This is a genomic window from Butyrivibrio sp. NC3005, assembly GCF_000424545.1.
GTDB lineage: Bacteria > Bacillota > Clostridia > Lachnospirales > Lachnospiraceae > Butyrivibrio.
On record NZ_AUKC01000017.1, the window covers coordinates 37,860 to 59,321 of the forward strand.

Genomic DNA, 21,462 nt, shown 5'->3' on the forward strand with positions numbered 1-21,462 from the left:
ACGAGCCCATTTCCAAGAATGGACTCGTTAGTCATATTAGAATAATTAATCGTCTAATTATCAAAAACAAAGATATAAAACTTATTTTGATTTTACGTATGGTTTACCATTTGCTGCAGGTACTCTTGATTTTCCTACGAAGAAAATAAGAACAAGCATAGTAACTACATAAGGAATCATAGATATAAGGTTTGGTGATACAATGTGATTGTCACCAAGAAGAGATTTGATTCCGTTACACAATCCAAAAATAAGACATCCAAGGAATGCTCCACCTGGCGAAAACTTACCAAAAATTACTGCTGCAATTGCAATAAATCCCTGACCAACGATTACACTTGGTCTGAACTGGCTTACAGTTGACAAAGTAACAAAAGATCCACCAAGTCCTGCCAAAAAGCCTGAAAGAATAACACATATATATCTTGTCTTAATAACACTAATACCGAGTGTCTCACAAGCCTTAGGATGTTCACCGACTGCACGAATCTTCATTCCGAATCTTGTTTTGTAAAATACAAACCAGATAACTGCCACAAGAAGGAAACTAAGATAAGCTGCAGAATATGTGGAAATTACATTATATCCAAAACTACCTGCTGCAAACTTACCATCAAACATCTTAGGAAGCTTACTAGCTGGAGAAAGTGCAGGTGAATCTGATGAATTATCAAAAAGTGCTTTACAAAGAAATACCGCAAGACCAGGTCCAATGAAGTTTATCGCAGTACCTGTAATTGTCTGATCTGCTGCAAATGTGATACAAAAAAGTGCATGAATCAAACCAAATGCTGCACCAGCAAGACCTCCACACAAAAAGCCTATCCATCCGCTACCTGTATAGTATGCAACAACAGCACCAGTAAATGCACCAATTGTCATCATACCCTCTATTCCGATATTAACTACACCACTTCTTTCTGAAAAGCATGAACCAAGTGCTGCCAATACTAGAGGAGGTGTGCAAATCAATATTGCATTTATAACAAGACCTAAATTTGTAACTATATTCATTCGTTCTGACCTCCCTTATTCTTGGTAAGCAAAGACTTAAATACATGTGTGATTGCCACAAATATAATAATTGTTCCCATGATAATATTAACAACTTCCTGAGGAACATTTACCATTGTAAGCTTACTACCGCCATATTTCATAGCACCATAGAAAAGACCAGCAAAAATACATCCAATAGGATGAGAACTACCAATAAGTGCAACTGTTATTCCCTGGAATCCATATTGCTCCTGCGTTGCGAACTGACTGATTCTTTCACCCATTCCAAGTGTCTGTACTGCTCCGCCAAGACCTGCAAGAGCTCCTGAAATAGACATTGATATAAGGAAAATCTTATTCGAACTGATTCCTGCATATTCAGCTGCAGTCTTACTATAACCAACTGAACGAAGCTGAAATCCAAGCGTTGTTTTATTCATAATAAACCAAATAGCAAGTGCTGCAACTACTGCGAGAATAATTCCCCAGTTAGCATCAGAACATCCAGTTAATTTAATAATATCCTTTGGAGCAGTCATTCTGGCACTTTCCAAAATATTCTTAGTAGCTTCTCCACCGCCATCTCTATGAACTGACTTGAGGTTTACTACATAGTTAGAAAGATAAAAAGCAATCCAGTTAAACATGATATAACTAAGTACTTCGTTGATACCTCTTTTAATCTTTAAAAATCCTACAATAGCTCCCCAAACGATTCCGGCTGCTGCTGCTGCAAGAACGCAAACAAGAACATGAAGCGGTGCAGGAAGTTTAAGGAAAATTCCACAAAGACAAGCTGCAAGTGAACCAACTACAAACTGGCCTTCTGCTCCTATGTTAAATACGCCTGTTCTAAAAGAAAACGCAACACTAAGACCTGTAAGAATCAAAGGTGAAGCATATACAATACTGTAAACAATATACTTTGGTTTACTAAATACACTTGAAAAAAGTTTGGAATAAGCCACAACTGGATCATTTCCGATTGCAAGAAGCAAAATTGCTCCAACAAGAAAACCAATTAAAATGGCTATGAATGTGTATAATATATTACTATTAAATATCTTTGACTTCTTATTCATTCTTACCTCCAGCCATCATGTATCCAAGTGTATTCTCATCCGCATCCTTACCATCAACACTTCCCACAATCTTGCCATCGAAAATTACATCTATGCGGTCAGACAATCCCATAATTTCATCCAATTCAAAAGAAACTAAAAGAATTGCTCTATTCTTGTTTCTCTGCTGAACAAGATACTTGTGTACAAATTCGATTGCACCTACATCCAAACCTCTTGTAGGATTAAATGCAATCAAAAGTTCTGCATCATTTGTCACTTCCCTAGCAATAATAACCTTCTGCTGATTACCACCTGATAAATGTCCCGCGAGTCTGTTTTCACATCCAACAGGACGGATATCAAACTTCTCAATCATTTTAGTTGCATGCTGCATTATCTTATCTTTCTGCAAAATACCGTGTTTTGAAAATGGTGCTTTACCAAAATTTTGCAAAATAAGATTCTCTGCAACGCTAAAATCAAGAACAAGTCCATGCTTTTGTCTATCTTCAGGAATGCTGGTAATTCCTTTTTCAAACATATATTTCGGAGGCTTATTTACAACATTTTCACCAGACATTATTACTTCGCCTGATACAGCCTTGGAAAGACCGGTGATAATCTCAATAAGCTGAGACTGACCATTTCCATCTACTCCGGCAAGGCCAACAATTTCTCCCTTTCGAACCTTAAGATTAAGACCTTTTAAAATCTCAACTCCTCTATAATCCTTCGCATGAAGATTTTTTACTTCAAGTACGAGATCACCAGGCTCTTGCTCTTTTTTCTCTACTTTGAAATTGACTTTTCTACCTACCATCATGGCTGCAAGGTCATCTTCACTTGTCTCTTCTACATCAACAGTATCAATGTACTTACCCTTGCGGATAATAGTACAATTATCTGCAGCAAATTTAATTTCTTTTAGTTTGTGAGTAATAAGTATAACTGACTTTCCATCTGCTGTAAGATTTTTGATAATATCCATAAGCTCAGTTATTTCCTGAGGAGTAAGAGATGCAGTAGGCTCATCCAAAATAAGGATGTTAGCTCCTCTGTACAATACTTTAAGGATTTCTACTCTTTGCTGCATTCCAACTGAGATATCTTCAATCTTGGCATCAGGATCAACTTTAAGATTATATTTTTCAGAAAGTTCGAGAATCTGACGTCTTGCTTCTTTTTTGTCAACAACAATACCTTTAACAGGTTCTTTACCAAGAATAATATTCTCAGTAACTGTAAAAGGTTCTACTAGCATGAAGTGCTGATGCACCATTCCGATTCCAAGTGAAATCGCTTTATCTGGGCTGTCTATATCTACCTGCTGTCCATTAATTTCAATTGTGCCTGAAGTTGGAGTTAGTAATCCATAAAGGACATTCATAAGAGTACTCTTACCAGCACCATTTTCTCCTAATATTGCATGAACTTCACCTTTATGAACTGTAAGGTTAATGTGATCGTTAGCAGTAAAAGAACCAAATTTCTTTACAATGTCTTTCATCTGAATAACGACCTGGCTTTTATCAATATTACTATTCTTAGCCACAGTGATTCCTCCGATTTCTCACATTTTATGATTTCAGTGTCATTTTTTGCCACTATATAATTATTGTATTTTTAATGCCTATGTCATTTGCTTTTTTCTCAAGTTCTAGAAGCATTTCTTTAGTTGGTGTTGTCATAGTTTTATACTGGCTACGAACTCCCATTGGACGATAAGCTATTATTTTATATCTTATGTCTTTTTTATCTAAATAAGGCAGCAAGGCTTTTGATGTCTCAATAACTGTTTCTGTTGCATTAAAAATTTCTGGTGCTACCACAGTACGAACTTCTTCTAGTTTATTGTTTTCTGCAAGAAAAATAAGATTTTTTAAAACTATGTCATTGTCAGTTCCTGTTACAAATTTATGTTCATCACTGTTCCATGCTTTAATATCAAGCATTACACCATCACATAAATCCATCAGTTCCTCATCTTTAGAAAAGTCATAACTTCCATTACTATCTAACAGCACAGGAAGCATGTTCTCATTTGACAACCTGCAAAGCTGTTTCAAAAACTCAGGATATGTAGTGCATTCTCCCCCTGATACTGTTATTCCTCTTATATACGGTACCTGCCGAAGTACAACTTTCATTACATCTTCTGCATCCATCATGGATGTACGAGGACTAGAACCATTCGGGCATGATTTGATGCACATATCACATTTTACACATTTGTCAGGTTCAAATACCACTTTGCCGTCTGCAAGTGATAATGCATGAGTCTTACATTTCTGCACACAAATACCGCAGTTATTACACATGCCTCTAGTCTCAGGATTATGGCAATACCTGCAGTTAAATCCGCATCCTTGCAAGAATACGACACTACGATTTCCTGGACCGTCAACGCTGGAAAATGGAATAATTCGGTTGACGGTCACTTTTTGCAATTCAGATTTACTTCCTGTCATCTGACTTTACGCTCCAAAATATGTCCATTCTGCTTTGCACCCATTCCAAGTGCTGTTGTGTCATGCTTTACATTTTCGCCTTTTTCTAGCTTCTCGATTTCAGATCTCTTTACAAGATATCCTGTAATTCTAATAACATCATTATTAGAACCATAAAATGACATATATCTAATATCCTGTCTCATTGCTCCTTTTATAATATCTGCAACAAAATCAGGATTTCTATGAACTGTCATATCAACAGGGAATATATCACCTGTTCCAGATGGAAAATATTTGTGGAACTTAGACATATTCTTCAAGTGATCGATTAATTCTTCTGGCTCTTCTCCAATTGGAATTCGTGTTCCTGGTGTAACATTAGTGTCAGATGCAATTCCCACCTGCGCATGAAGAAGGAAGTGATTGTCTGTTGCCTCACAATACTTGTTTATATGCGCTTTATTGAATTCATCAATTTTATTCATAATACGAACGCCAAGTTCATCAGCTTTTTCGCTATGTCCAAAACGCTCATTTATTCCTTCTTTTTGTAAAAGAATATCAACAGCATCAGCAAGTCCTACAAGACCAAACATTGCTGAAAATCTGTCTCTTCTGATAAATCCTTCTTTTGCAAGAAAACTATTTTCGAAGAATCCGCTTTCTTCAACGATGAAACGAATTCTTTCATCCATATATCTTGCCATAATGTCCATAACATATGGCAGTTTATCATTAAGAAAATCTTCAATATTGTCAGCTTTTTTTGCAATATTGCCCAAAATAAGTCTGCAAAGTGTATATGAACCGCCACCTAGCTTAAGTCCATTATAACAGCTTGCAATAACATAATCTTCACCAAGTTCATTAACAAACATTTTATTATTAGCAAAACTTGGCTTTGCACTGTGAAGAGCTGTTTTTATATTTTCAATCAGAAAATCGTCTGATGTTTTGTCCATATCATATTTCAAAGTGATATTCGGAACGGCATCTGTCATTTCTCCAACTGCACGCAGTATAATGCGGCCTGCCTTAGTATCTTCTGGTCCTAAGTTGGCATGGCAAAAAGAATCAAGAATAGTTCTATCACAATGAATCAAAAACAGTTTGATTATCTTATAGGCCATCTCCTCGTCCATATCCTGAACATAAGGATCAAGCAGTTTATCAAGTCCTCCAATATACACTGGATAATTAGTAACACTTGGTACATGCTTATAGAAAATAAGAAGACTGTTAATAGCTTCAAATAAATCTTTCGGTGGTTCTAACTGAAGAAATTTGCTACCCTCTTTTAAAAATTTCTCATAATCAGGGATAATATATCTTGGACGAAGTGGCGCATGTCCTTCGAACAAATCACAGATACACTGCTTATCGATAGGCTGATTCAACAATTCATCAAGCCCTTTTGGTAAATCAAGGACTTCCAGAAGACCATCAGCAAGATTTGCCATATTTGCAACTTTCTGCTCATGAGTTAACGTTGCACTCTTAACTGTTTGCAACATTTCTTCTCTTGTTTTTTCAACACGTTCCATGCTTATTTGTTTCATAAAGACAACCACTCCATTCTAAATAAAAAAAGTATTCTGTACGTAAAATATAAACGATTTATATAACAATTACAACAGTTAACATTTTTTAACTTTTACCCAAATTTACGGAGCAAGGTAGCGTCCGTGCTACATTGCCCCGTATTATTTGAGTTTATAAAATTAACTAACTAATGACAATCAATCAAGTTCGTAAACATCACCATACTTAGCTTCGAAATCAGCCTTTGTCTTAGGAACTGTGACTTCACCAGAAATAATCTTCTCTTTAACTTCGTTAACCTTATTAAGAACATCCTCGTTAAGGTTGTCTGTTGTAGGAGCGATATCAACACCTGCATCTTTCAGAGAGAATGTTACAATTCCCTTCTGGAAAGTACCTTCACTGCCAAGCTTGGCTGCATCATAAACAGCTGTATCAACACGCTTCATAGCAGAAGTAAGGATTGTCTTTGGTGCAATAGAACTCTGATCTGAGTCAACACCGATTGCCCAAATCTTTGCTTCCTGACATGCATCGATAACACCAAGACCTGTACCACCAGCTGCATGGAAAATAACATCAGCCTTAGATGCGATCATGTTGTTAGCTGCTGTCTTACCAGCTGCTGTATCTGAGAAGCTGTTTGCATTTGTCTGAAGAACCTTTACCTTGGAGTTTGCATCGATTGCACCTGCAAGGTAACCATATCCGAACTCATTCATTGTATCTGTCTTCATACCAAGAACAAATCCTACTGTATCTGTCTGAGTTGTAAGACCAGCTACATAACCTACAAGATAAGACGCCTGTGACTGCTCGAACATAAGGCATGCAACATTATCAAGATCACTGCAAGAAGAATCATCTACGATAGCAAAATGCTTGTCAGGATTAGCTGTTGCCTCTTCACGAAGTGCATCAGCAAGCTGATAACCGATACAAATGATAAGATCATAATCTTCATCAACAAAGTTCTCAATGTTAGGAATGTAATCTGCATCTGTAGAAGACTCAAGGTAAGAAGCTTCAATTCCAAGTTCCTTTGCTGCCTTCTGTGCACCTTCCCAAGCTGACTGGTTGAATGAACCATCGTTAACTCCGCCTGTATCTGTTACAATACCAAGCTTGAAATCAGACTTTTTCTCAGTTGTATCCTCTTTTTTGTCATTTGCATCTTCAGCGTTTGTCTGTGTAGATGTACCATTTCCAGACTCTTTTGAAGAAGAACCACAAGCAGCTAATGAAGCTACCATTACAGCACTCATAAGTACTGCCAAAATTTTCTTTTTCATAATGTTGCCTCCTTGTTTTTGAAAATCCACTTGGTGGATTTTAATCACAAACTAAATGTTATTCATATAAACAAAACAGCTCAAAATAACATCTGAACGTTTGTTCAAACAAACTTTAAGTATCTTACCTTGTTCTAAGGAATTTTGCAATATTAATTTTGTAAGAATTTTTTATCAGTCGAGTGCTCCAAACAATATAATTTTACCATATATTTGACTTTTATGGAATTTTATTTTAGGTCTATGAATTTTCTTAATATCAGTATCCTTTTGTTCGTAACTAGTCTACGCTGCTAATTACATTAACTATATACTCTTTGTTAGCTACCAAATAATCATAGAGCCATTTTCTAATACTATCAGTATTTTCCTCAATCCACGAATCTATTTCATCAGCTTCTTCCATCCATTCTTGAGGAAAATCAAAACTGTCTGCATACTTAGGATTCTGATAGTCATTGATTCCTTTTGAAAGCATATCTGACATTTCCTTTTCACCTTTATTCTCAAGATATTGCACAGCATTCATTATTATTTCTTTATTTTCTGATTCATAAAACGTCCAGACACCGCTTCGTTCAGATGCTGCAGACCAATTCGACACTACAAGGAACACACTTATAATTGAATCTTTCATAAGCCTATTATTCGAGCAAAAAGCCAGGCAAAATTCGGACTCAATGTCGTAAAAATCCCTATAATCCATCGATTCAAGTTTTTCATATAGCCAGTTAATCATTCTATCGATTCTCCCTTGTCGCAATTTACTCGACATTTTTAAGAGCCACATCCATCGGAATTTTCTTTATTCTGATGTAATCAACAACTGATACAAATGCATAGCCAATGAGTAAATATACAACTGATAGTATCATAGATACAGGTCTTAAATAGAATGCAAAGTATCCATCCATCTGTAGCATAAATATACGGAATACCCATGTCATAAGGTAATAACCAGCAGCAAAACCTACCACAGAACACAGCGTAACTACAACCGCTGTTGGCACCATATATAAAGATGCAATCTCCATATTACTAAAACCAAGAATCTTTGTCATGGAAATAGCCCCTTCATTTCTCTCAATGATAATCTTGGCAAGAAGGTATATAAGCGATGCCGCAAGAACTATCAATGCAATTTTAAACACACCCATGATTCCACCAAGGGAATGTTTTAGCTGAACAACCACCTTCAACACATCATCCTTAGTGATAACAGTTGCTATATCCTTATCAGCAATATCATTTATCTTGTTTTTTGAAAAAAATCCTGAAAACTCTCCTTCCTTTTTTTCAAAAAAGCTGTTGAAACTATCACCACTCATAAATAGTGCTATGCCGCCATCGTATTGAATTACTCCAACAATTTTAAAATTGTAGGTTTTGTTCTCATACTCCTCATGAAGTGCGACTGTATCTCCTGTTGATATTCCAAACTTTGATGCAAACGCACTTGATATATACGCCTGTCCTTTAGTTGTCTTCTTCAAAAGTGTAACATACATACTATCGTCTGCAATTCCATATACTGATACGCTTTCATCGCCTCCGCTTCCCATTCCTGTTCGGAAAGAACTTTTTTCTTTTTCATACATAAGACTTGCCATGCTGAATTTCTCTGCAGTCTTTTCTTTGGTCTCTATGACTTTTCCTTCCTCATCTTTATAATCCATTAGAATATACTGATAATCAGAAAACATCATGTCAGTAGCATTATCTGCATAATTATTAAGTGAATCCGGAAGGCCAAATGCAAAACACATCATTAGTTCTATGAATATAATTCCAAAAACAAGCACCAGATAGTTAGGAATATTTTGGAAAAGAATCCTCAACCTGAACCTTTTCATAAATGACCATTTTGGAAGTCTTCTTGCTTTAGTACGCTTAGAATTTGTAAGATCATGGCGAAGAAATCTTAATGGACTAAGCTGCAGTTTTTTAGCAATCACGCAAAGGTTAATGCAAAACATCAAAATAAGTGGAATAACTGTAGTCTTAATAATTGCTGTATTGCTCCAAACAAGGTGGCAAGTAGGAAGGCTATAACTTTCATAATACAAATTGACAGCTATATTCTTGAAAGCTGTATATCCAAGCACATTACCTATAATCGCTCCAATAACAGTAACAATAAGCGGCATGGACATATAGTGGACGATAAGTTCTCTTTTACTATAACCTGATGCGCGCAAAGTTCCAATAACAAGTGACTCCTTGTCAATAGTGTTACTTATTGTTATCGCAAAAATAAACGCGATAACGCCTATAAGAATGTAGCAAAGTATGCTGGTAGTCGAAGAATCGCCCTCAATATCAGAAGGTGCAAAGTTACTTGCCTGTCTAAGATACTCAGGAAGATAATTTTCTATCTTGTTATCATTTACAACAGTCTTTGTAATAAGCGCTTTGAGAAAGTTATCTGCATAATCCGACTGAGTTATCTTATCTATTGGCTTCTTTTTGTATAAATAAGCATAATTGTAATGAACTCTTTTTTTGAAAGAATCAAATGCACTAGGGGTAACCATTGCAACGTCAAATCCAAAAGCATCAAACATTAAATCTGTATTTGATTCGTGAAGTGTCAAGTAATCGACATAAGATAAAAGACCTACAACTGTAAACTTTTTCCCGCCAACTTCAATCTTATTTCCTATGCTAATTCCCACATTGCTTGCATGCATTCTATCAATGGCTATTTCGTCATCAGTTTCTGGCGCTCTTCCTTCATTAAAAGAAGCCTTGTCAATTTCAGAATCACTTTTAAATATTCTAACATTGGCATCTACTTTGCCATTACAATCTTTATCCTCTGTTGCTTCTTTATAGAAATTCTCATAGATTGTCACAGGAACTGCCTCAAAATCTTTGTCATTAAGATTATATCTGTCAGCAATTTCATCCCATTTTTCGTTTACTTTTTCTATGACTTTTTCATGTGCTTTATCATAAGCTTCTTTAACTGATTTTTTGTAATCTTTTGACTCTTTTATTTCTTTTTTTGATTTGTCAAAAGAACTTTCAATAGCTTCATCTATCTTTTTTTCTATTATTTTCTCATCAGTTATACCGTATGCCAAGCACTGCTTACGAACCTGTTCTTTAATTGCAGCTGTGACTTTTTTATTTAGTTCTTCTTCAATAAACTTAGAAACTTCCTCATCAGCTTCATTCATTCCTTTATCAATGTAGTATTGTCTGACATCTGCCATATCACCTTTTTCTATAGCATCTAAAACCTTTTTAGATGCTTTCTTTTCAAGTTCAAAAGAACCATCTTCTAAAACCAATTCTTTTTTACCTGCCTCTACAGAATAAAGCATACTGTCATGACCAACATACATTCCTGAAATAACGCCTATCATTATCACCATAAACACAATTATTACAAGATATTTATGCCATTCATTTTTTAATTCTTTCGGAATACGTCTTATAAGAGGATTTCTCATTTTTTCTTCTCCTCTTACCATTCAAGTTCTGATGCTGGAATCTTAGTTTCATTGATATCATTATGACGAACAATTCCATCACGAAGCTTAATTACATGATCTGCCATATATTTTATAGCTTCATTGTGAGTTACCATAATGATGGTACTTCCAAACTTCTTATTGCAATCTTCTATAAGCGACAAAATTTCTTTTGATGTCTTATAATCTAAAGCTCCTGTTGGTTCATCACACATAAGTATGTCAGGATTCTTAACTACAGCCCTTCCTATGGATACTCTTTGCTGTTGTCCTCCTGATAATTGATTGGGGTACTTATATTTGTGTTTCTGAAGACCAAGAGTTGTTATTACTTCTTCCACGTCCAGAGGTTTATCAGATAGATATGCTCCCACCTCGATATTCTCTTTGACATTAAGATTTTGTATAAGGTTATACATCTGAAATACATACCCTAGATGCTTGCGTCTATAGATTGTAAGCTGCTTTTCATTCATTTCTTCAAGCTTATCACCACCTATGCTTACATATCCCTCATCTGGAGTATCTATACCGCCTATGATATTAAGTAGTGTGGACTTACCAGAACCGGACGGACCAAGAAGGACACAAAACTCACCTTTTTCCACAGTAAAATTCATCCCTCGAAGCACTTCCTGCCTAGCTTCCCCTGATCCAAAGCTCTTTTTTAAATCTTTTATTTCAAGAAATTTTTTCATAAAGCCTCCTTTTGTGTTAGGTATCGCTAATTATTATAGTTAGCAATCGCTAACATGTCAAGGATTACGCAAGTTTTCGAAGAGCATCAGCCGCATATTTTGATGGAAGCCTTATGGATGAGCGCACCCATATTCTCATAGCCATCCTTCGTAATTTCCTGCAATAACATCCCATTCATCAGCAGAGAGGTCGTGAATTAGTAATTTCATAATGTTACCAACTTTCTCTTTTCAGCATTATCTCATCGAAAAACTGTGTATACGTCATATCTATACCCATCTCTCTTGTTTTCGTAGTCGTAGCTATCACCTTCGTCATCATAAAAGTTGTAGGTTGCCTTCGCTCCATTTTCTGCAAAACACCTGAAATTTATTTCATCTGTCTGTTCCTGTGTAGAAAGAGCTGGCTTTCTAACTGGCACAAGGCTTCCACTTCGCACAAAAATTGGGATTACATCTAGAGGTGCATCTACTTCTGCACTACTTCCCCCCTCATACTTCTTTTCAGTATAGAAGTCATACCAATCACAGCCTTCTGGAAAGTAGACGATTCTTTTTTTAGAGTTATCTTTAATCGCATTTCCATCCTCATCATAGTACATAGGTTTAAGCACAGGACAAACCATTATACTTTCACCAAACATGAACTGATCAATGATGTTCCAAGTGTTCTTGTCTTTTGTAAAGTCAAAAGCAAGGAACTTTATCATGGAGTTATCATCGTGCCAAACCTTACCAGCCTCAGAATAAATGTAAGGCATAAGGCTATACCTAAGTCTATTTGCCTTTAGAAGTGCCTCCCTAAACTCACCTTCAAAAGTCCACGGTTCTCTTCTAAAATCAGTACCATGTGCGCGGAACATAGGGAGAAAAGCTCCAAACTGATACCATCGAACATATAGCTCACAGTAACCTTTATTATTTGCACATTCATCATACCTGCCATTCCAGTACCAGGTATTCCCTTTTTTAACAAAAAATGCTCCAATATCCATTGTCCAGAAAGGCATTCCAGAAGCACTAAAATGTAAGCCAACAGCTACCTGATCACGGAGATTCTCCCAGCTTGCCGATGTATCTCCAGACCACATGACAGTTCCATATCTCTGCTGTCCTGTATATGAACTACGCGTCAAATTACAAACTCTTTTCTCTGTTTTATTTCCCTCTGCCATGGCCTTTCTCTGATTCTCGTAAATGCCCATGGCATGGTAAAGCGGATAACTATTAGTATATTCATAAGGAACACGAAGTCCCATTTCTCTGCAGTAATCCTGAAAAACAGCTCCCTCCTCTTGTCTAAATGAATGATTCCATTCAGGAGTTATAGGTTCACTACTATCACACCACCAAGCGTCAGTTCCATAACCAAAGTGAGTTCTTTTAAGCTGGTCAAAGTACAAACATCTAGCCTCTTTGCTTAGCGCGTTATACACTGTGCAGGCTGGTAAAAAAAGATTTCTTTTGGCAAATTCATCATGATTATCAGTGCCTTTTGCCATGGTAGGCCAGATTGAAATCATGAAATGAACATGCTGTTCATGAAGTTCTTTAATCATCTTAGATGGGTCTGGAAATCTTGTTTCATCATAGGATTTTTGCCCCCACTCATTTCCTTTCCAACTCATCCAATCAAGGACAATGCAATCAATACCAAAACCTTCTTTTCTGCATCTACGAGCAACAGCTAGGATTTCATCCTGTGTCTCATACCTTTCCTGTGACTGAACATAACCAAAAGCCCACTTGGGTAAAAGTGTCGCCTTTCCGGTAAGAAGACGATATCCTCTAATAACATTATTCATGCCCGTATTACTAGAATTAGCTAATCCAACTGTTTTTTCTCCTGTAACATTACTTACCTCTCTAGTGTTTCTAGTGTTTGCTTCTCCATAAATAAAATAATAATCAAGTTCCTTATCAGCTTCTACATATATGTAAGTACCATTATGATTATCGTTGAAAATCATAGGGCTATAGGTATCAACAAGGATTCCATATCCTTTTGTGGATGTGAAGAAAGATGCTGCAATCTTCCTATTAGCCTGATGGATGTACAGATTTTTTCCACGAAGTGATCCAAAACCCTTTTCCTGCTGCCCTAGTCCGTACAAAGCTTCATCCTGAAGTTCAAATTGAAAACGCGCATGATAACTCTTACCTGCAAAGACCTTAAGAGGCTCTTCTACAACTTCTTTAACACCATCGGCAGTCTGTATAGTCTTTGTCTTCTGCTCTACATCTGCCAGACGATATGTATCAAATTCTTCAAAATCTCTGGGATTATCCTGATTTTCTGCAAAGATTAGCTTATTATCACTGTCGTAGAAACTTATTGCAGCATTTGCTCTTTTTATATGAACTGTAAGAAATGGAAGGAAAAGCCTTATAAAATCGTCTCCCTCCTCGTAAGTCCAGTCAGAAAAAGAGCCATCGTAAATAACGCCTGGCTTTTCCTTATCAGATATTTTATTTTGTGTTGAAAATGTCACGCGAATTATTGCTTCAGTCTTTGGCTCTAAAAATAAAGTGCCATAATCTGAAGTAAGCACTAGAATATTTCCCCTTCTCTCAACATGCGCAACATTTCTCCTAACCGGTTTTACTGATTCTATCATATCGCCCTCCCAAACATAATTTCAACCTATAAACTTGCACCAATTTCAAAGTGACATTTAACGATTCCCATATCCACCTTACTAAACGGACCTTTTTTATCTATAAAATCTACAGTTTCATCATCATTTAGCTTTATCAAAAATTTCTGCTGATTAAGCGCAGTCGGTGCAAGAAGTGCAAGTTCTACCCCTTTATTAAACCAGTCTGGACTATTCTTTGGAGCCTGACTAATAGTCGATACATCTTTAGACTTATGCATAGTTCCCTGATTTTGACCATAGCCAATTGCTATAGAAATTACCAGTTTCTCACCTTCTCTTATGTCAGCTCCAATGTTCTTCCTGTTAAAGGTTCCAGCCCAGCAAGTATTAAGTCCAAGTGTCTGTGCAAAAATAACAAGCTTTTCCCCATAATATCCAACTCTCTCTTCAAGAGTTTCTGAATCTTTTCCAACACAGGCAATAACGCTTGGTGCTGTAGACAACCCCATAAATCGATTAAGCAGCTTATTGTAAGTATTCCCAGCATTTTCAATGAGCTGAAGATGTAAATTTCCATCCTTATTGAGTTCATCTATCTTTGCCTTTAACTGTGCTATCTTGTCAGGCTCAATTTTGTCAGGTTTATAGTTTCTAACCGAATGCCTTTTTTTGATTGCTTCAACTTCATTCATAATAATCCTCCCAAAAGTAAAGACTTGCAAAAGTTTTAAAAACCAAACTTACGTTTCCATTGCTACATTAACTCTTAAAAAATATCATTCCAAGCACCGCAGAAATACAAATAAGTCCTATCGGTGAAAGTCCTCTTTTAAATACTTTTTTTGACAAAAAATATATAAAAGCCAAAAACACTGTAAGACAGGTAGATGTCATATCAACAAACCCCTTCTTTTCAGAATAATTCATATTGCTGATTATCATTGAAATACCTGTATATAATATTATCCCAATAATACAAGGCTTAAGTCCTCTAAGTCCTGCCTGAATATAAGGATTCTTTATTGCATTTTTCAACATAACTGTAAGCAAAATAATAATAACAAAAGCAGGAACTACAACTGCAAATGTTGCAAGCATTGCACCTAATACTCCCGCTTTAACACCACCTACATATGTAGCCATATTGACCATAATAGGTCCTGGGGTACTCTCACTTACAGCAACCATATAAGAAATCTGCTCATCCGACAACCATCCATAGTTGTGTACAACATCTCTTATAAGAGGAATCGCTGCATACGCACCTCCAAAAGAGAACAGACCAACCTTTAGAAATCCAAGAAATAAATTAAAATAAATCACTTTTTTCCCTTCCTTTCAATAACATTTTTCACGCAAAAAATAAGAAGGCTAAAAAGGGTAACAGCAAGCATTAAAAGCATAGATGATATTTTGACAGTACAAATATCGGCTATCATCATTACTGCGCAGGAAAAAATCATAACAGCAGTCTGAAAAAATCCTCTAGACATCTTACCAATCAGCTTAATTGCGGCATCAAGTATTAGTATTCCAACTGCAAGTTTTATCCCTTTAAAGGCATTTGCTATATATGTAATTGAAAGGAAATCATCAAGGCATAACGAAATAAGATATATCACTATAAACGATGGCAATATTATTCCTATTGTAGCAAATATTGCACCACTAATTCCCCTCTTTTTATACCCCACATAAGTTGCACAGTTAATCGCCACAGGTCCTGGTGTTGATTCAGCCATAACTGTGATGTTCATCATCTCTTCTGAAGATATCCACTTTTTCTTCTCAACACAGATATCTTCAATCAGAGAAATCATCGCATAACCTCCACCAAAAGTAAAAAGCCCTATCTTAGCGAAAGTTATAAATAACTCAATAAAAATCATAAAAATACTCCTACAAAATTCTATAGGACTAGAAAACTTATTTTTTCTTAACAAAATCAATCATAATGCACATTCCCCCAATAACCAGAAGAGAAATCGCCGGAATAACATTTCTAATATCAAGCATAACTGAACCAATAAGCTTTGATAATGAAAAGTTAATTATAAAAATGAACAAAACTGCCATAATGCATGATATTCCAGCTGCAAGTAACTTTCTTTTGGGCAAGCGGATAAATAATATATATACTCCCCAGATAAAAAACAAAAAAATAATGGCCATAACAAGACCAACACGAAGCACTTGTTTTTCGGAAGTTAAAATACTAAGTACAAAAAGATATGGAATAATCAGCAAAGTAAACGCAATAATAGACAGCTTAATTCCTCTTAATTTCAATAATAAAATTGGAAAAATAATGCTCCATGCTATAAAACACGACGAAAGCACAACTAATGACCAAGACAATGTTCTAGAAATTGCAAAATCACATATTGTGCACACTACTATAGCGATACATATAATAGCTGAAAAAACTATTGCAAGAATTCTGTTTTCTGACTTCTTGTTTGGTGTACTAAGATTTTTATCGCCACGTTCCTTACAATTATTCATTTTTCTCCTTGTATATTGCAGTATATAAGAATGATTTTTTAAGAACCCAGCCCAAAAACATTATAAATCTTCTCATTAATCAGGCGCAAGTACACAATTCTACCAATATGCCTGCCTTTTTCAAAATCTGCATCCTCTAATTGTCAATGCACTATGTTAAATGCTTTTTTCTCAAACTCATCAGCCGGAAGAGGTTTTGAAAAATAGTATCCTTGAACAAGATCACATCCTCTACCTTTAAGAAAATCTAATTGTTCTTTTGTTTCTACACCTTCCGCCACTACTATAAGCTTAAGACTCTTGGCTATATCCAAAATCAGCTCAACCATTCGAACATTTTTGCTGTCATCATCAAACTCAATATCTTTAATAAAACTTCTATCAAGTTTAAGTACATCAATAGACATATGCGTTAGTAAATTCAAAGAGGAATACCCTGTTCCAAAATCATCCATTTCGATATGGTAACCCTTGCTCCTGAATCTATCTATTACATCTAGAATCTGTTCTTCGCCCTCAGTATAGGCTGATTCAGTTATTTCAAGATGAAGATTTTCTCTTCCTATACCTGTCTCTGTTACAATTCCTTCAATTGTCTTATCAAGATTTGGATCAAATATATCGACACGTGAAAGATTTACCGAAATAGGTATAGTTCTTCCATATTTTTCTTTCCAAACCGCTATTTGTCTTGCTACTTCTGTCCAAATATATCGATCTAACATTCCGATTTGATATTTCTTTTCAAAAAGAGTTATAAATTCATCTGGCGGTACCATACCAAGTTCATGATGATTCCACCTAATAAGTGCTTCTGCACTGCATAGCATAGGCACGTCTTCCTGAACGTTATATTTCGGCTGATAATACACGATGAATTCTTTGTTCTCAATGCCTTTCTTAAGATCATTAAGAAGTCTTTGTTCCAGAATTTCCTTAACTCTCATCTCTTCATTAAACACCATAAGTCTTGAATGATGAATATTTCTAGTCATATTACAGGCAGCTCTTGCTCTATCAAAAAGCTGAACAGGCTCTATTCCGCTTTGCCATGGCATTACTCCCATTCTAAGCAAAATATTCACATTTGGCGTACATTCATCTAGACATTTTTGGAATCGATCAAAAATCTGCTGATAATCATCAAAATGCTTGAAATAAATATTAAATCTATCCGCCTGAGCTCTACAAGCTATTCCATCATTTTCAGTAATAAATTTTTTTATATCCAATGCCAGATTTGTCAATACTTTATCACCAAAATCCCAACCATATATCGCATTTACTACATGAAACTGCTCAATATTAATTACTATTGCATCCATCTTATTATATGGATTTTCTTTGTACATACGATTTGCATATTCAAAGAAAAAGTTTCTTGTATATAATCTTGTAAGCGAATCTCTCTCTGTTGCATCAATTAGCTTCTGACGTTCAAGCGCTCTTTTTTCAGCCTTCATCCTAGCTAAAAGAAGGAATAATAAAAGGCATATAAGTATCGCAGATACCGCCACAGCATCAGCTAGATTATCTTGAACATAATCCGAAAATGATACTTTATTAACTGCATTTGTATACTTTGATAACATAGCATCAACAGAAGTTTCTTCCATCAAAGCTTCTGTTTTATTTAGTATCGATAATAAAATATTATTATCCCTACTAACTGCAAAAGAAAAACGAATTTCTTCTCCAGTATCCAGGATAGATAAGTTATTTTCTCTTCTAAGTCTGTCATTTGTATTAATTCTATAACCATTAACCATAGCGCAGTCTGCTTCTCCAGAACCAACTGCCGAATAAACCTCTTCAAGTGTATTTCGCCACGAAATCTCCCAATCAGGAAAAAACTCTTTTACAAAATTATCAAAGTTTACGTTTCCTTCAAGAAGCACAACTTTAGTATTCTCAGAAGAAAAAATATCTTTCTGCTCACCAGTTTTTACTAGTGCATATATCTCAGTACTCATAATAGGATTCGATATATAAATATTATTTTGCTCACTGTCATAAATCCCCATGCTTATAGGAAACACTACATCTATCTCACCTTCATTAAGTGCCTTTATTGCCTCTTTAGTACTATCATAAGGATATGCTTCATAATTTATATCAATTCCTTCTACACATTTTGAAGCGCGCTCAAGAAGTTCTTTTAACGCTCCTGAAACTTTTCCTTCACTTTCAAAACAAAACGGCTCATAATCATTTCTATATCCAACTTTGATAGTATGCTTTTTTTCTAGCCACTCTTTTTCTTCTTTACGAAAAATAACCCCCGTATTAAATGTCCAAATATACTTCTGATAAAGTCGTTGATTATAAAATGGATCTTCGTTTTGAATAGCAATAAGAGCATGTTCCAAATCAGCCAAAAGATCTGAACGCTCCTTATTAACAGCAAAATAATAATCAGATGATCCAAACTTATAAACAGGCTGACAAAACTCGCTTCTACCATATGTATCTAAAGAAACATATGCATCAATTATTCCATTTTTTAAAAGATTAATAGTCTCCTCGGCATCCAAATTTGAGATTTCTATCAAATCTATATTAATTCCATGATTTTTAGACCATTCTTTAAGAAGTTTTTCCTGTATACTTCCTTTATTAACAGCGAATTTTTTGCCATTAAAAAACTGAATGTCATCATCCATAAGTGTAGCATTTTTCTTATTAACATAGATATAATAGGACTCAGTTCCCATAGGAAGTGATGGGTAAAGGAGTTTTTGAGATCTTTCTTTTGTATAGGAAACATCACTTAAAAGATCTATCTCACCATTTAACAGCATTTGTAATAATTCAGGCCATGTTCCCTCAACATATTCATATTTCCATTTAGTGTGAGTTAAAATTTTCTCCTGATATTCATATGCAATTCCAGTTCTTCTCCCAAATCTATCTGTGTAATTGTAAGAAGCTTCATACCAGCCAACTCTAACAATCTTGTTTCCTTTATCGTCTAGCTTAATATTAGAGACGATTTCATTAGTATCACTAGCATATGCCATTGTATATAAAGGAAATAGAGTAACTCCACACAAAAAAACAACAACAAAAATAGCGAAAAGTCTCTTAAAAAATTTCCAAATTATTCTGTTATGTATTTTTATAAAATCATATTTCATGCAGTCACCATAACAAACATAGTAAACAGTCGATAAATTAGTTTTTATGACTTCTTGCTGAGATTTAGGATAATCATCAGCAAGAATCCTGCTTCGCAGGACAAAATTTGTCTTAACGACAAATTTTGGTCTGGTACGGTTCTTGATTTTCCTGATGAAAACAAGAACCTATAACAATCTTTTAAAATTATCAAAGCATAAATGTTCCACTAATTTATCGGTTAAATTTGTTATTTTCTACATGATTTTGATTTATCATTCACTAAACTTTCCTTAATCCTTATGACATTTATCAAAATACTTTCTAGTTTCCTTAACAACAACTTTACTTAATACAATAAGAGCAATGAGATTAGGTATTGCCATAAGTGCATTGAAAATATCAGCAATTTTCCATACCGCAGATACTGTAAAAAATGGACCTATCAAAACAGCCAGAATATAAAGCCATCTATAAACTTTGACTACTTTCATATTATCAAAAAGATATTCCAGACTTCGTTCACTGTAATAATCCCATCCAATAATCGTTGTAAATGCAAAGAAAACAAGGCAGATCATCAAAATAAATGGTCCAATATTAGAATTCCACAAAAGGCCTTTTTCGAATGCCAGCGATGTTACTTCTACTCCTTCATATCCTTTTGAAATTGCAATATCATAAGCGCCCGTAACCATTATTGTTAAACCTGTCATTGTACATATACAAACTGTATCAACAAAAGTTCCTGTCATTGATACAAGTCCCTGTCTTACAGGCTCATCTGTTTTGGCTGCCGCAGCAGCAATTGGTGCACTTCCAAGTCCTGATTCATTGGAAAAAATACCTCTTGCAATACCTTTCTGCATTGCCATAAAGAGTGTTCCAATAGCTCCGCCTGCTATAGCTCTAATACCAAAAGCACATTCAAAAATCCTAACTATTGCTGATGGAATCTCTTTAAAATTTACAACAAGTATCGTTATACAGATTGCAACATAGATTATAGCCATAAAAGGTACTACAATTGATGAAACACTGGCAATTCTTTTGATTCCTCCGATTACTACAAGGGCAACAAGAGCTGCAACTACTACAGATGTGATAACTGTTACTATCGAATAGTCATTTTCGAAAATAGTCACTTTAGTTGCCATTTCCGGATCAAAATAATTCTTTGTAGCTGACGAAATTCCATTAACCTGAGTAAATGTTCCAATTCCCATAAGACCTACGCATGTAGCAAAAATTGCAAAACACTTTGCAAGCCACTTCCACTGTTTTCCCATACCATTTTCAATGTAATAGAATGGTCCGCCAAGAAATCTGCCATTTCCTTTATCTACTCTATATTTAACTGCCAGTAAACCTTCTGCGTATTTGGTCGCCATTCCAAAGAATGCCGCAACAACCATCCAAAAAATTGCGCCTGGACCGCCTTCGGTAATTGCTGTCGCTACTCCTACGATATTTCCTGTTCCGATTGTCGCCGCAAGTGCAGTGCATAAAGCTCCAAAGCTACTGACTTCACCATTTGAGGTATCTTCGTTTTGAACCATGTATTTCAAAGCAAGTGGAAGTCTTCTAAACTGAAGAACACCAAGCCTAAGAGTTAGATATATACCAGTTCCCAAAATAAGCACAATAAGAGGAATTCCCCAAACAAATTTATCAATTTCACTTAAAATCTCATTAAAACCCACCATTTTCTTTCTCCTC

16 protein-coding genes are annotated in these 21,462 nt (G+C 35.4%); all 16 read right to left on the bottom strand.

Translation table 11 applies throughout. The features are described from left to right. Window positions 1-81: 81 nt before the first annotated feature. The 16 genes from G634_RS0106275 to G634_RS0106350 all read right to left on the bottom strand — a co-directional run bounded on the left by G634_RS0106275 (window position 82) and on the right by G634_RS0106350 (window position 21,449). Window positions 82-1,014 (bottom strand): ABC transporter permease, encoded by a 933-nt coding sequence (locus G634_RS0106275; protein WP_026504573.1) that lies wholly within the window; start codon window positions 1,012-1,014, stop codon window positions 82-84. After that, window positions 1,011-2,078 (bottom strand): ABC transporter permease, encoded by a 1,068-nt coding sequence (locus tag G634_RS0106280; RefSeq protein WP_026504574.1) that lies wholly within the window; start codon window positions 2,076-2,078, stop codon window positions 1,011-1,013. Before G634_RS0106280 ends, G634_RS0106275 begins: the two co-directional genes overlap by 4 nt. Then, window positions 2,071-3,567 (bottom strand): ABC transporter ATP-binding protein, encoded by a 1,497-nt coding sequence (locus G634_RS0106285; protein WP_051233723.1) that lies wholly within the window; start codon window positions 3,565-3,567, stop codon window positions 2,071-2,073. The genes G634_RS0106280 and G634_RS0106285 overlap by 8 nt, the downstream gene beginning before the upstream one ends. Window positions 3,568-3,664: 97 nt before the next feature. Further along, on the bottom strand, window positions 3,665-4,528 hold the full coding sequence (locus G634_RS0106290) for a YjjW family glycine radical enzyme activase (RefSeq protein WP_051233717.1): 864 nt from the start codon (window positions 4,526-4,528) through the stop codon (window positions 3,665-3,667). Next, window positions 4,525-6,069 (bottom strand): YjjI family glycine radical enzyme, encoded by a 1,545-nt coding sequence (locus G634_RS0106295; RefSeq protein WP_035799171.1) that lies wholly within the window; start codon window positions 6,067-6,069, stop codon window positions 4,525-4,527. The genes G634_RS0106290 and G634_RS0106295 overlap by 4 nt, the downstream gene beginning before the upstream one ends. A gap of 180 nt (window positions 6,070-6,249) precedes the next feature. After that, a complete protein-coding gene (locus tag G634_RS0106300; RefSeq protein ID WP_026504578.1) occupies window positions 6,250-7,344 on the bottom strand; it encodes a BMP family lipoprotein in 1,095 nt (364 codons plus the stop codon). A gap of 280 nt (window positions 7,345-7,624) precedes the next feature. After that, the gene (locus tag G634_RS0106305; protein WP_026504579.1) at window positions 7,625-8,083 is read right to left on the bottom strand and encodes a hypothetical protein; all 459 of its coding nucleotides are present in this window, start codon (window positions 8,081-8,083) and stop codon (window positions 7,625-7,627) included. A gap of 25 nt (window positions 8,084-8,108) precedes the next feature. Beyond that, window positions 8,109-10,802 carry an ABC transporter permease gene (locus G634_RS0106310; protein WP_242826777.1) on the bottom strand — a complete coding sequence of 898 codons (2,694 nt, stop codon included), beginning with the start codon at window positions 10,800-10,802 and terminating at the stop codon, window positions 8,109-8,111. A 14-nt stretch (window positions 10,803-10,816) separates the two neighbouring features. Continuing rightward, window positions 10,817-11,521, bottom strand: a complete 705-nt coding sequence (locus tag G634_RS0106315; protein ID WP_026504581.1) for an ABC transporter ATP-binding protein — start codon at window positions 11,519-11,521, stop codon at window positions 10,817-10,819. Window positions 11,522-11,763: 242 nt separating this feature from the next. Next, window positions 11,764-14,139 (bottom strand): glycoside hydrolase family 31 protein, encoded by a 2,376-nt coding sequence (locus G634_RS18235; protein ID WP_051233718.1) that lies wholly within the window; start codon window positions 14,137-14,139, stop codon window positions 11,764-11,766. Between the two features lie 26 nt (window positions 14,140-14,165). Next, a complete protein-coding gene (locus G634_RS0106325; protein ID WP_026504582.1) occupies window positions 14,166-14,813 on the bottom strand; it encodes a nitroreductase family protein in 648 nt (215 codons plus the stop codon). A gap of 67 nt (window positions 14,814-14,880) precedes the next feature. Next, window positions 14,881-15,444 (bottom strand): chromate transporter, encoded by a 564-nt coding sequence (locus G634_RS0106330; RefSeq protein ID WP_026504583.1) that lies wholly within the window; start codon window positions 15,442-15,444, stop codon window positions 14,881-14,883. Next, complete coding sequence (locus tag G634_RS0106335) at window positions 15,441-16,010, bottom strand: chromate transporter (protein ID WP_026504584.1); 570 nt, start codon at window positions 16,008-16,010, stop codon at window positions 15,441-15,443. Before G634_RS0106335 ends, G634_RS0106330 begins: the two co-directional genes overlap by 4 nt. Before the next feature lie 37 nt (window positions 16,011-16,047). Next, window positions 16,048-16,626: a hypothetical protein gene (locus G634_RS0106340; protein ID WP_026504585.1), complete on the bottom strand. Its 579-nt coding sequence runs from the start codon at window positions 16,624-16,626 to the stop codon at window positions 16,048-16,050. 143 nt (window positions 16,627-16,769) lie between these two features. Then, complete coding sequence (locus G634_RS0106345; RefSeq protein WP_026504586.1) at window positions 16,770-19,763, bottom strand: EAL domain-containing protein; 2,994 nt, start codon at window positions 19,761-19,763, stop codon at window positions 16,770-16,772. Window positions 19,764-20,036: 273 nt separating this feature from the next. Further along, complete coding sequence (locus G634_RS0106350; RefSeq protein WP_026504587.1) at window positions 20,037-21,449, bottom strand: alanine/glycine:cation symporter family protein; 1,413 nt, start codon at window positions 21,447-21,449, stop codon at window positions 20,037-20,039. Between the last annotated feature and the right edge of the window lie 13 nt (window positions 21,450-21,462).